This window comes from Paracoccus zhouxuedongae (assembly GCF_041927815.1).
Classification (GTDB): domain Bacteria; phylum Pseudomonadota; class Alphaproteobacteria; order Rhodobacterales; family Rhodobacteraceae; genus Paracoccus.
In genome coordinates, this window is sequence record NZ_JBHFHM010000001.1 from 476,339 (window position 1) to 488,324 (window position 11,986).

General features: G+C 67.2%; 16 protein-coding genes. All 16 read left to right on the plus strand.

The annotated features are described in order from the left end of the window. Positions 1–57: 57 nt before the first annotated feature. The 16 genes from ACEYYA_RS02520 (at position 58) to ACEYYA_RS02595 (ending at position 11,983) form a co-directional block, all read left to right on the plus strand. Positions 58–636: a phage virion morphogenesis protein gene (locus ACEYYA_RS02520; RefSeq protein ID WP_374797227.1), complete on the plus strand. Its 579-nt coding sequence runs from the start codon at positions 58–60 to the stop codon at positions 634–636. Between the two features lie 282 nt (positions 637–918). Further along, on the plus strand, positions 919–2,058 hold the full coding sequence (locus ACEYYA_RS02525) for a hypothetical protein (RefSeq protein WP_374797229.1): 1,140 nt from the start codon (positions 919–921) through the stop codon (positions 2,056–2,058). A gap of 13 nt (positions 2,059–2,071) precedes the next feature. Continuing rightward, positions 2,072–2,410 carry a capsid cement protein gene (locus ACEYYA_RS02530; protein ID WP_374797231.1) on the plus strand — a complete coding sequence of 113 codons (339 nt, stop codon included), beginning with the start codon at positions 2,072–2,074 and terminating at the stop codon, positions 2,408–2,410. 11 nt (positions 2,411–2,421) lie between these two features. Next, a complete protein-coding gene (locus tag ACEYYA_RS02535) occupies positions 2,422–3,369 on the plus strand; it encodes a major capsid protein (RefSeq protein ID WP_374797233.1) in 948 nt (315 codons plus the stop codon). Next, a complete protein-coding gene (locus tag ACEYYA_RS02540) occupies positions 3,369–3,842 on the plus strand; it encodes a hypothetical protein (RefSeq protein WP_374797235.1) in 474 nt (157 codons plus the stop codon). Before ACEYYA_RS02535 ends, ACEYYA_RS02540 begins: the two co-directional genes overlap by 1 nt. Positions 3,843–3,939: 97 nt before the next feature. Next, positions 3,940–4,191, plus strand: coding sequence for a DUF2312 domain-containing protein (locus tag ACEYYA_RS02545; protein ID WP_374797237.1), 252 nt, complete (start codon positions 3,940–3,942; stop codon positions 4,189–4,191). A 2-nt stretch (positions 4,192–4,193) separates the two neighbouring features. Then, positions 4,194–4,418 (plus strand): DNA translocase FtsK, encoded by a 225-nt coding sequence (locus ACEYYA_RS02550; protein WP_374797239.1) that lies wholly within the window; start codon positions 4,194–4,196, stop codon positions 4,416–4,418. Next, positions 4,415–4,840 (plus strand): gp436 family protein, encoded by a 426-nt coding sequence (locus ACEYYA_RS02555; RefSeq protein ID WP_374797241.1) that lies wholly within the window; start codon positions 4,415–4,417, stop codon positions 4,838–4,840. The genes ACEYYA_RS02550 and ACEYYA_RS02555 overlap by 4 nt, the downstream gene beginning before the upstream one ends. Next, positions 4,840–5,277: a phage tail terminator protein gene (locus ACEYYA_RS02560; RefSeq protein WP_374797406.1), complete on the plus strand. Its 438-nt coding sequence runs from the start codon at positions 4,840–4,842 to the stop codon at positions 5,275–5,277. The genes ACEYYA_RS02555 and ACEYYA_RS02560 overlap by 1 nt, the downstream gene beginning before the upstream one ends. Continuing rightward, positions 5,274–5,441: a hypothetical protein gene (locus ACEYYA_RS02565; RefSeq protein ID WP_374797243.1), complete on the plus strand. Its 168-nt coding sequence runs from the start codon at positions 5,274–5,276 to the stop codon at positions 5,439–5,441. Before ACEYYA_RS02560 ends, ACEYYA_RS02565 begins: the two co-directional genes overlap by 4 nt. Then, positions 5,441–6,367, plus strand: a complete 927-nt coding sequence (locus ACEYYA_RS02570) for a phage tail tube protein (RefSeq protein WP_374797245.1) — start codon at positions 5,441–5,443, stop codon at positions 6,365–6,367. The genes ACEYYA_RS02565 and ACEYYA_RS02570 overlap by 1 nt, the downstream gene beginning before the upstream one ends. Next, positions 6,367–6,609: a hypothetical protein gene (locus ACEYYA_RS02575; RefSeq protein ID WP_374797247.1), complete on the plus strand. Its 243-nt coding sequence runs from the start codon at positions 6,367–6,369 to the stop codon at positions 6,607–6,609. Before ACEYYA_RS02570 ends, ACEYYA_RS02575 begins: the two co-directional genes overlap by 1 nt. Before the next feature lies 1 nt (position 6,610). After that, positions 6,611–6,982: a hypothetical protein gene (locus tag ACEYYA_RS02580; RefSeq protein ID WP_374797249.1), complete on the plus strand. Its 372-nt coding sequence runs from the start codon at positions 6,611–6,613 to the stop codon at positions 6,980–6,982. A gap of 77 nt (positions 6,983–7,059) precedes the next feature. Continuing rightward, positions 7,060–7,353 carry a DUF1799 domain-containing protein gene (locus tag ACEYYA_RS02585; RefSeq protein ID WP_374797251.1) on the plus strand — a complete coding sequence of 98 codons (294 nt, stop codon included), beginning with the start codon at positions 7,060–7,062 and terminating at the stop codon, positions 7,351–7,353. Continuing rightward, the gene (locus ACEYYA_RS02590) at positions 7,350–11,327 is read left to right on the plus strand and encodes a phage tail tip lysozyme (protein ID WP_374797253.1); all 3,978 of its coding nucleotides are present in this window, start codon (positions 7,350–7,352) and stop codon (positions 11,325–11,327) included. The genes ACEYYA_RS02585 and ACEYYA_RS02590 overlap by 4 nt, the downstream gene beginning before the upstream one ends. A gap of 5 nt (positions 11,328–11,332) precedes the next feature. Next, positions 11,333–11,983, plus strand: coding sequence for a hypothetical protein (locus ACEYYA_RS02595; protein ID WP_374797255.1), 651 nt, complete (start codon positions 11,333–11,335; stop codon positions 11,981–11,983). Positions 11,984–11,986 lie beyond the last annotated feature (3 nt).

Below are 11,986 nucleotides of genomic sequence, written 5' to 3' on the forward strand. Positions count from 1 at the left end.
ATCACCGGTCTTCGCATGCCTGTTCCTAGCATATAGCCCGCCAGTAAGGAGTTTTCAATGCCGGCGATCAGTTTCGACGTTCAATTCGACGACCAGGAAGCCCGCGAGCGTTTGCGCGCCCTTGTTGATCGGATCGACCGTCCAAAGTCGTTTTTCAGCGAGGTCGGGCAGAAGCTGGCCGCCTCAACCCGCGAGCGTTTCCGGACCGAACTGGCCCCGGACGGATCGGCCTGGACGCCGCTTCACCCAATGACGATCAAGGCGCGCATGAAGCGCAGCCGCGCGGCGATCAGGATCCTGAGCGAACGCGGCTATCTCGCCGGTTCGATCCGGCATGAGGCGTCGGACCAGGGCGTGAAGGTGGGTTCGGTCCTGAAGGACTATTCAGCCATCCACCAACTCGGAGGGACCATCGACATGCCCGCGCGCAGCCGCACGTTGCGCTTCCGGTCCGTGCCCAAGGCTGAAGGCGCAGGGCGGCGCTTTGCCAAGAAGACCCGCAAGAAGGGCGTCACCGAGCAAACGGTCAGCATCCCAGCTTATCAGATCACGATCCCGGCGCGGCCCTTTCTCGGGATATCGGCCAATGACCAGGAGGATATTTTTGAGGCAGCGGAACGCTGGCTGACCCTGTGAAACCGATCATCGCCAGAAACGCCCGCTGGCGCGAATGGCGGCTGGGCCGGAGCCGACCGTGCTGCAAGGCGCGCCGACCCCTGTTAGGCCCCCGTTAGGATCGGCCTGCGGGGCTATCGCGCGCCAATCGAAGGGCCGCAGGCGCATTGCCGTTGATCGGGCGGGCAATCCGGCCCATGCTGGGCGCCACAGTGACCCGTGACGCAGCCCGGAACCCAGTTCCGGGCTTATTGCATTTCAGGGGCGGCTAGACCGGTTGGGACATCAATTCCCGGACACCCCATGCCGCTCGACGACACCGCCCCCCTGACAGCCCGGATCGAGGTTTTTCGCCCCGGCACCTTCACGCCGATGGGCGGACAGCCCATCACCTATTCGGCCGCTGATCTGCGGGCCATCGCGGATGCCTATGATCCCGAGACCGCGCCGGCCCCTATCGTGGTCGGCCATCCTGTCATCGATGCGCCGGCCTATGGCTGGCTGGACAGTCTCGATTACGATCCTGCAGGCGAGCGCCTTTTTGCCAATATCCGCGACATTCATCCGGCCTTTGCCGAGGCTGTTCGGGCGGGGCGCTACCGCAAGGTCTCGATGGCCTATTTCGCGCCCGATCAGGGCCACAACCCGCGCCCCGGCACCTGGTATCCGAAGCACCTGGGCTTTCTGGGTGCCGCCGCCCCCGCCGTGTCCGGCCTGAAGAACGCTCACTTCGCGGGTGAGGCCGGTGCCGTCTTCACCGCTCATTTCGGCGCCGCCGAAGAGACCGCATCGTTGTTTCGCCGTCTTCGCGACCTGCTGATCGATCGCTTCAGCCTTGAGGAGGCCGATAACGCCCTGCCGTCCTTCCAGATCGATTGGCTGGCCGAGCAGGGCGCGCCCGGCCCCGCCGCCTACGCCGCGCCCGCTGTGACGCCCCCGACCGAAACCAACCCCGCACCACCTGCCCCCACCGAAAAGGAGACCGCTGTGTCCAACCCTGACCCGGCCTTCGCCGCCCGCGAAGCCGACATCGCCGCCCGCGAGGCGCGTATCGCCGAGCGTGAGGCGGCGCAGAACCATGCCGACCATGTCGCCTTTGCCGAAACGCTCGTCCAGGATGGCAAGCTGCTGCCCGCCTCGAAGGATAAGGTGGTGGCGATCCTCGACGCGCTGCCCGCGCAGGCGTCGGTCAGCTTCGCCGCTGGCGAGGACAAGCTGTCGCCCGCGGATGCCCTGAAAGAGGTGCTGGCGGCGCAGCCCAAGATCGTGTCCTTCGGCGCGCTCAATCTGCCTGCCGGTCAGCACGAGGGCAAACCCGCCGCCTTCGCCGCCGATGGCAAAGCCGTCGATCCCGACAGCCTCGTCACCCATCACAAGGCGCTGGACTATCAGCGCCTGCACCCCGGCACCGATTACATGGCCGCCGTGCGCGCCGTGTCCTGACCCGGAGGAACCCATGCAGTATTTTCAGGACGTCCTGACCATCACCACCCAGACCACCGGGCTGTTCGATGCATATGACCTGATTGGCTTTGCCGGTGCCAAGGTCGTGGCCGACGACGCCCCGGTGCTGGGCGCGGCCAAGCACCCGAACACGGTCATCGGCGATTTCGCGGCCGTCATGGTGCTCGGCACCGTCCGCGTCCGCGCGGTGGGGGCGATCACCGTGGGCGCCAAGCTGATCTCGGCCGCCGCCGGCGGCGTCAAGGTGGCCGGTGCCACCCCCGCGAATGCCTTCGCCACTGCCCTGACGGCCGCCGCTGATGGCGAGTTCGTCGACATCCTCATCCGCTAAGGAGGCCCTGAATGGCACCCCTGAACACCCGCACCGCCGCCGTGATCGACCCGATCCTGTCGACCCACGCCCGCGGCTATCGCAATGCCGAGTTCATCTCGCACCTGTTGTTCCCGCGCGTGACGATCCCCAACCGCTCGATGCGGGTGATCCGCTTCGGCAAGGAGTCGTTCCGCAAGCTGAACACCCGCCGCGCGCCTGGCGGCGATATCAAGACCGTCCAGTACGGCTATGCCTCTGATCCCGTCGCGCTGGTCCAGGACGCGCTTCAGGCGGCGGTCCCGGTCGAGCATCAGGAAGAAGCGCAGTCCGTCCCCGGCATCGACTTGGGTCAGTCGGCCCTGAATATGGTGTTGGATGTGGTCGATCTGGGCACCGAATACGAGGCCGCCCAACTGGCGCGCACCGCTGCGAACTATGACAGCAACCACAAGGTCACGCTGACCACGACCGCGCGCTGGAGCGATCCTGCCAGTGATCCGCAGGGTGACATCGATGCGGGAAAGGAGGCGATCCGCCGGTCGATCGGGCGCTATCCGACTACGCTGGTGCTGGGGGCCTCGGCGTTCAATGCCCTGAAGCGGCACCCGAAGATCAAGGAGCAGTTCAAATACACCTCCAGCCAGTCGATCACGACGGCGATGCTCGCGGCGTTCTTCGACGTCGAGCGCGTCATCGTCGGCAAGGCGGTCTGGCTGCCCGAAACCGCTGCCGACAATGCCGCGGCGAGCGACGTCTGGGGTGATGACGCGGTGCTGGCCTATGTGCCGCTGAACGGCAACGGCTACATGGAGCCGTCCTACGGCTATACCTATGAGCTGGCCGGGTATCCGCAGGTCGAGAAGCCCTGGTATCGGAACGAGAACAAGAGCTGGCTCTATCCGACCACCGTCGAGCGCAGGGTGGTGCTGACCGGTGCTGAAGGCGGCTTCCTGTTCCAGAACGCGGGTCAGAAGTGATGGCTGATGACAAGATCACCGTCCGCCTGACCGGACCGGCCAAAATCGGCCCGGACTGGCATGACGAAGGCGCAGATGTGCCGGTCACGCCGGATGTCGCTCGCGAACTGGCCGCCGCCGGTCTGATCACCGATTCCGACAGCGTCGCGGTGCAGGAACTGGCGCCGGGTATGCCAGGCTTTGACGAGGCGGTCGCGGCGATGGCCAAGGTGCTTGCCGACGCGGCGGTCAGTGCCGCGATCGACGCCGCCCTGGTCGAGGTGATCGCCGAGCGCGACTCGGCCCGCGCCCATGCGTCGGCGGTCGAGGCGACCGTTTCCCGGCAAGATGTGCGGATCATGGAGCTGGAAGCGCGTGCCGCCGAGCTGGAAGAGCAGCTCGTCGCCTCCACGGCAGGCGCACCGCCTGCCGATCCGTCGGTCGCCAAGGATGCCAAGCCCGCCCAAAAGAGCGGTGCGGCACGAAAGGGCTGATCTTCCCCAGCCCTCCCCACGCGCTGCCCCACCAGCGCCCCGGCCGGGGCGGGAAACTGCCCCGGCCACTTCCCCGCAGGTCATCAGAGGACACACCATGAGCGACAAGAATGCCTGTGCGGCGGCAGCCGGCGAACTGCGCCAGTTCATCGAGCAGTTCGAACAGCTCGACACCGAGAAAAAGGACGTCGCCGAGCGCCAGAAAGAGCTGATGGCCGAGGCGAAGGGCCGTGGCTATGACACCAGGGTGATGCGGAAGGTCATCGCGCTGCGTAAGCGCGACAAGAGCGACGTTGCCGAGGAGGGCGCGATCCTTGACTTGTATCTCGCTGCCTTGGGGATGGCGTGATCATGACGATCCGCAGCCCCCATTACGACGATGCTGTCGCCGCCTTCCGCAAAGCGGGCAAGGTCTCGACCAGCTTCCTGCAACGGACCCTCGGCCTCGGTTATGCCGAAGCCGCCGCCATCGTGGGCCAGTTGGAACGCGACGGTATCGTGACGCGCCCCAATCATGTCGGCCGCCGCGATCTGGTCTGCGGCCATTACGACCCCAATCACGGGGCGCAGGCATGACCTATTCGTCGCTCGCCTCCCTGATCGACCGCGCCGGCGAGGTGGAAATCCGTCAGATTTCCGACCGCGAGCGCCGCGGGGCCATCGACCCGGTCACGGTCGATGCCGCCCTCCAGGACGCCGACAACATCATCAACGGCTATATCGGCGTGAAGTACGCCCTGCCGCTGCCCGCGGTCCCCGACCTGGTCCGCAGTTGGGCCACATCGATCGCGCGCTATGTGCTGCATCGCAATGGCGCCCCGGAAAACGTGTCCCAGGACTATAAGGACGCGATTGCCGCCCTGAAGGACGTGGCGCGCGGCGTGCTGGCCCTTCCTGTCGCCCCCGGTGATGCGCCACCGGCTTCGGTTGGTGGCCGGGTGATGGCCCACCATCGCGATCTGGTTTTCACCGCGTCCCGGATGCGGGGGTGGCGCTGATGCTGGCCGGTATCCTCGCTCATCTGCGCGACGTGCTGCCTGTGCCGGACACCCCGGACGTGGCCATCGCCGAGGACATCGACATCCTGACCGACATGTGCGGGCGAGTCGAAAGCGGGTCCGTCGTCATCATGCCGTTCCGTGAACAAGCCGATCCAAGCCCGCTGGCCAGCGGGGGCTTCCGCCAGCGGGTCGCGGTCCACTTCGTTACCGCCATCGTCATTCGCACCTTCGATGACCTGCTGGGTGCCGAGCGCGCGCTGCAATTCGACGGCCACCGGCGTCGGCTGGAGCAGGCCCTGGCGGGCTGGGAGCCGCCCGGCGCGACCAGCCCTTGCCAGCTCGTCGGCGGCGAGAGCAGTGCCATCACCACGGGTGTCAGCGTTTTCACCCAAACCTGGGAAACCGCCCGCTTCCTGACAGGACACCGACCATGACCGACATCCCCGCCACCGGCGGCCGCTTCAGCCGCGACCCGAAGACCGGCGCGCTGACGCCGCTGCCCGACAATCACGAAGCACCCGCGGCGCTGGACGCTGCGGCTGACACCCCGGAACCGGACGCGGCTCCCGCCCCGGCCAAGAGCAAAGGAAAAGCCTGATGGGCCTGCGCCTCAAGAACAAGCTCGCGATCCTCGTCAAGCGCGAGACCACCTATGGCACCTCCGCCGCGCCCGCGGCGATTGATGCGGTGTTGGTCACCAACCCGTCGCTGGAGATCCTCGCGGCCGAGGAAGTCAGCCGTGACCTGCTGCTGCCCTATCTCGGCAATCAGGGTATCATCCTGGCGGGCAAGCACGCGACCATCGAGTTCGACGTCGAGATCGCTGGGGCCGGTGCCGCCGGGACCGCCCCGAAATACGGCACGCTGCTGCGGATCTGTGGTCTGGCCGAAACGGTCGCGGCCGGGGCCAGCGTCACCTATTCCATCGTCGAGACCGGGGTGGAAAGCGCCACGCTGCATTTCAACTCGGACGGGGTGCAGCATGTCATGCTGGGCTGCCGCGGCACCGTCACCGCCAGTTTCGCCCCCAAGGCGATCCCGCATTTCCGGTTCAAGCTGACCGGCCTCTTCGGCACCGTGACCGACGCGGCGCTGCCGACCGTGTCGCAGACCGGCTGGACGGCGCCGCTGGAATCGTCGTCGGCCAACACCACCTTCAGCCTGCATGGCATCCCCGGCGTGGCCGAAAGCCTGTCGGTCGACCTTGGCAACAGCGTGGTGCCGCGGTTCCTGATCGGCAGCGAGTCCGTCATCATCACCGACCGCAAGTCGGTGGGTCAGGCGGTGCTCGAGGCGCGCTTGGTGGCCGAGGCCGACTGGATCGGCAAGGCGGTCAGCCGGGCGCGCGGCGCGATGTCCCTGGTCCACGGCAAGGCCGCCGGGAACATCGTCGAGATCGCCGCGCCGGCCGTCGAGATCGGACGCCCGACACAGGGCGATACCGACAGCATCGTCAATTACAGCCTGCCGCTGTCGTTCGTGCCGGTCACCGGACGAGACGAACTCAGCATCGTGGTGAAGTGATGGTTGATATCGCCACCAGCATTACTGGTTCGATTTCTATCCCGCTTGTCGGCCACCGGCTCGGAAATGAACAGGACGCCGTGCGAACGATCCTGACGATGGTCGCGCATAGCGCTCGGGATCATGGCTGCGCCCCATCGGATTTCCTCAGAACCCTCGAAAAAGAGGGAACCGCCATTGCCGCGCAAGTGTGGGGTGAAGGCAACTCGTCGGCTCTCGAAGCGGCAAAGAAGGACACCTGAAATGCAATTCAAGCTCTCCAAGACCCATCGCTACTGGTGGCCCGTCATCGTCCGCGTTCCCGACCCCGAACAGGCCGGTCAGTATCTCGAACAGATGCTGCGGTTGGAGCTGGAGCCGCTGCCGCGCGCCGAGGCGCTGGCCGCGCAGGAGGCGATGGCCGAACTGACCACCGGCCGCGCGCTGGTCGAGCACGAGATCGAACAGACCCTGCGGGTCGTCAAGAACTGGGACGGCGTGGTCGATGACCAGGGCACCGTCCCCTTCAGCGCGGACGCCATGCGCTCGGCGCTGGAACACAGCTGGTTCCGCGCGGCCGTCGCCCGCGCCATCGCCGACAGCCTGAACGGCGAGGCCGCCCGCCTGGGAAACTGAGAGCGGCCGCGCGGGCCTGGGCGCTCGCGCGGCTCGGTCGGGCCGACCGGCGCACACCGGCCACGATTGATGCGGACGTGGCGGCGCAATTTGCGGCGCTGGGTGTGGCGGTAGCGGTGGATGTGCCGCAAGATGATGGGGATTTCGAGGTGATGAGAGACAATGCCGACACGATGCGCGCCTGGCTGGCCTGTGCCAGCCAGTGGCGCATGGCGATTGGCATGGCGGGCGCGATCTGGCTGGGTCTCGACTATGCCGGCATCGATGTCGTGCTGCGCCGCGGTGGGTTCGCCGATCCTGACGCTGTTTTCACCGATCTCCAGCTGATGGAAGATGAGGCTTTGGCGGCCTTCGCGGAGGCACGCGCATGACACAGCCGTTCAACATCTCAATGCTGTTGCGGGCAGATGCGTCGCAGGCCAAGGGGACGCTCGCGGACTTCGAGCGGTCGTTGCAGCGCGCGGCGGCCGAGACGGGCAAGGTCAAGTCGGCGCTGGATGCCGAGGCGACCGCCATGGACAAGGTGGCCGCCGCAGCAGCCAGGGCGACGACTGCAAAGCGTGGCCTGACGATGGTTGACCGGGCCGCCGCCATCAACGCCGCCGCCACCAGCTCGGCCCTGACGCAGGCAATCCAACAGGCGGCCGGCACCTCGCGGCTGTCGATCAATCAGACCGCCACGACCGCGCAGGCCGCCCGCGCGCCGATTGAGGGGCTGACGAAGTCGATGTCCGGCCTCACCTCGGCGATGCTTCAGGACGCCGAGGCCAGCCGCCAGTATCGGGCGGCCCTCGATGATATCCGTGCAGCCTATAACCCGCTCTTCGCGGCGTCCCGGCAATATGAACGGACGCTCGACGGGATCGCCGAGGCCGAAAAGCTGGGCGCGATCAGCGCCCGCGAGGCGGCGGCGGCTCGGGAACGAGCGGCAGCGAAGATGGCGCCGGTCGGCCAGCGGCACTCCGTCGGCGGTGCCCCGACCTGGATCACCGGCAACCTCGCCGCCCAGGGCAACGACATCGTTATGATGGCGATGGCCGGGCAAAACCCGCTGCAACTCGCGTTGCAGCAGGGCACGCAGATCAGCCAAGTCCTGAACGAGCTTCCCAAGGGCACCAGTATTATCAGCGCGCTGGGGGCCGGCATCGCGTCGATGCTCAACCCGGTCTCACTGCTGACCATCGGGCTGATCGCTGCCGGGACGTTTGGCCTTCAGGCACTCGGGAGCCTCATCCCGAAAGCCAAATCGCTCAGCGAGGCAGTCGGCGATCTGACCGCCAGCGTTGATGCCTATCGCAGCGCTGTGACACAGCTGCGGTCGGGCGATCTGTCCGCGACCTTCGGGGCCTCGGCCGAAGCGGCACGGGCGCTGTTGGCCGACCTTGCGGCCATGGAGCGACGGATCGTCACGCTGAATGCGAAGGCAGGGATGGGAGCCATCGCAAGCAACCTGCAAGACAGCTGGATGAAAACCGCGTTCGACCCTCGACGTAAACCGCGATTCATGCAGATGTTCGACGTCAGCATCTTTGACCAAGACGGCGGCCGTAAAGCTGCGGCAGTTCAAACTGCCGCGAAAGCCGCGATGCAGGCCGAGGGGATCGACGCGCAGATCGCGGCGCTAGAAAAACTGGTGGATCTGTGGCAGATCGCGGCCGAGCATTCGGGCGAGGTCACGGCTGAGGAGAATGAACAGGCGAAGCTGATCGCCACGACGCTCGCCGATCTCTACAAGGCGCGCGCCCTTGATGAAAACGCCGCTGGCAAGGCCGCCGCCACGCAAATGGCTGACGAATTGGAGCGCCAGGCGGCGATGGCGCAGACCGTCGCACAATACGGTCAGAACAGTGCCGAAGCGCGGATGCTGGAGCTGCAACAGCAGCGCCAGATCACCGTGGCGAAGCTCGAGGCGATGGGCCTGGATGCCAAGGCGCCAGAGTATCAGAAAAATCTGACGAACCTGCAGATCGCCCACGATGCGCGCGAGCGCAGCATCCGCGATGAACGAGCGCGTGCCCATGCTGATCAACTGGCGGCGCTGACGCTCGAGGGGCGGCTGATCGGTGCCACGACAGAAGAGCGCCTGCGCGCCAAAGAGGTCGCGGCAGCGCAGCTTGAGGCTGACCGCAACAGCCTGTCGCCGCTTGAGCGGGCGCTGGAGATCACCCGCGCGATCACGCGCGCCTCGGTCGAGGCTGCGAATGAGCGCGCCAAGGCGATGTTCGACCTCCAGACCGGGCTGATGACCGATGCCGTCGATGCGCAGCTGGGTCTGGCCCGCGATCCGGTGACCAAGGCCGATCTGCAGGCGCGGCGCGAATACATCCGTGTGCTGCGCGAAACCGGTGACGCCACGCAAGCCCAGGCCGAGGCGGACCGGACGCGCGCGCGGGCCATGGCCGAGGCGAGCGGCACGGCGCGGATGCAGATCGCCGATCTCATGGATGAGGTGGCGATCCGCCAGCGTGTGTCCGTTTTGGTCGCCAATGGCGCCATCCAGGCCAGCCAGGCGAATGCCGCGATCCAGCAGGAGCTGCAATTGCGGCCCCTGGTTGCCGCGGCCGCCCGTGCCGAGGGGGCCGAGAAAGCCCGCCTGACCGAGATCATCACGGGCCTGCGCATCGCCTATGAGGCGCAGGCGGCCGAAGAACGGCGCACCGCCCAGAACGACTATCTGCGCACCGGGGCCGAACGCCTGCAACAGGCGCGGCTGGAACTGGCCCTGGTGGGGCAGACGGCGGCCGTGCGGGCGCGTGTGCTGGCGCTTGTCCAGGCCGAGCGCGACATCCGGCAGCTGGGTCTGACCGACCAGGCTGCTGATCGGGTGCGCCGCGACGCCGAAGAGCTGAGCGGGCTGAACCTGGTGATCGAGCGGCAGGCCGAGGCGTGGAAGCGCGTCCAGGGTGCAGGCGAGGCGGCGATCGATGCGGTGCTCGACAAGCTGAAGGGCGGCGATCTGGGCGGTGCCTTTGCCGGTCTCTTGGACGAGCTGAACAAGGGATTTTTCGACCTCGCCGTCCGAAACCCCCTCAAGAACCTGATCCTGGGCACGAACCTGGGCACGATCGACGATATCGGCGGGCTGTCGGGGATCTGGGACCGACTGACGGGCAAGGCCCCGCTCGATACCAAGAGCGTCGTGGCCCAGGCCTCGGCGCAGGTGCAGGCGATGCAGATCGCGGCGAGCATGGTGACGATCAACGCGGCCGCCCTGTCCGGGGCGGGCGTGGGCGGGGCTTTCGCAGCGGCGAACCTGCCCTATGCGCCTGGCGCGGCAGGGCCGCTGGCGCTGCCCGGCGCGACGGCCGGGGTGGCGCGCCAGATCTGGGACTTCTTCAGCGGCAAGGGCCTGGCGGCGCACCAGGTGGCCGCGATCCTCGGCCATGCCAAGGCCGAAAGCGGGTTCAACCCGCTGGCGGCCGGCGACCATAATGCTGCCGGGGCAGCGCAGGCCTTCGGTCTTTTCCAGTGGAATGACCGCAAAGATCGGCTCTTCAGCCATATCGGCGGGCGGCAGAACCTGGGCGATGTGACGAAGCAGCTCGAGTTCATGTGGCACGAGTTCATGACGAGCGAGAACAGGCCCTTCAGGAACCTGATCGCCGCGCCTGACCTCCAGTCGGCGACCTGGGCGATGCAGGGCTTTGAGCGGCCGTCGGGATACAAGCCCGCCGTCATGGGGTCGGGGATGCACTGGGACAAGCGCCTGGCGGCTGCCGAACAGGCGATGACGACCTTTGCAGGCAGCGTGCGCGCCTCGACGGGCCAGATGGACCAGATGGGCACCGGCATGGGCAAGCTCGGCACCGGCATGGGGCAGATGTCGCAGGGCATGGACCAGGTCGGCGGCACACTGGGACAATTGCTCTCGGGCGTTGCCGGGTCGATCGGGGGCAAGGCAGGCGGCTTTCTGCAACTGCTCATCGGCGTCGGCAGCCAGATGGCGGACGGCGTGCCGCTCTTTTCTGGCGGCGGCTGGACCGGAGCCGGGCATCCCGATCAGCCTGCGGGGATCGTCCATGCCGGCGAGTTCGTGATCAATGCCGAGGCCACCAAGCGCATCGGCGTGGCCAACCTTGAGGCCTTGCAGCGTGGCACGATGCGCGGGTTTCGCTCGGGCGGCTATGTCGGATCGGCCCCGAGCGCGACCGCGCCGGCGGCGAACAGCCCGGCCGGGCCGGGAGCCGGGGGATTTGTCGCCAATTTCGACCTGCGGGGCGCGCAAGATCCGCAGGCGGTCGAGGCGGCGGCACGTCGTGGCATGCGCGCCGCCCTCGAAGAATACCGCGCCGCAGGTCTCGGCAGCGATGTGCGCCGCATCGTCGGCAAGCCGAGGTCGGTCTGATGGCGATGGCATTCCCCCTGCAACCGGCGTCCTTCTGGGATCTGCTGCCGATTTCGGCGCAGACCTTTGATCTGCCCGAGGTGACCAGCATTTCGCGGACGCGCGGCGGCGAAATCCTCATGGCCGACCGGGGCGCGCGGCTCTGGCACGGACAAATCAGCCTTGGCCCCATGACCCGCGATGAGGCGGCGGCCGTGCTGCCGCTGCTCAATCTGCTGCGCGCGGCCGGGCGATCGTTCCTCGCCATGGACCGCTCGCGCGAATACCCGCGACAGGATCCGCGCGCGACCCGCCTCGGCGCGGCAGCCGTCCAACTGGCCTCGGTCACCCCGCGGGAAATCACCCTGTCCGGCCTGCCATCCGGCTATGTCCTCTCGCGCGGCGACCTGCTGTCGTTTGCCTATGGCACCGACCCCGCGCGCTATGCGCTGCATGAGATCGTGACCGCCAGCGTGACCGCAGCGAGCACCGGCACCACCCCGGTAATCGAAGTGGTGCCGCCGATCCGCGACGGCGCCACCCCCGGCACCGCCGTCCGCCTGCGCGGCCCCTTTTGCAAGGCGATCATCGTGCCCGACTCGGTCGAGCTGGGCCAGCACCGCCAGGGCGCGCTGATCGAGGGTGTGCGTTTCCGTTTCCAACAGACGCTGAGGTGACAA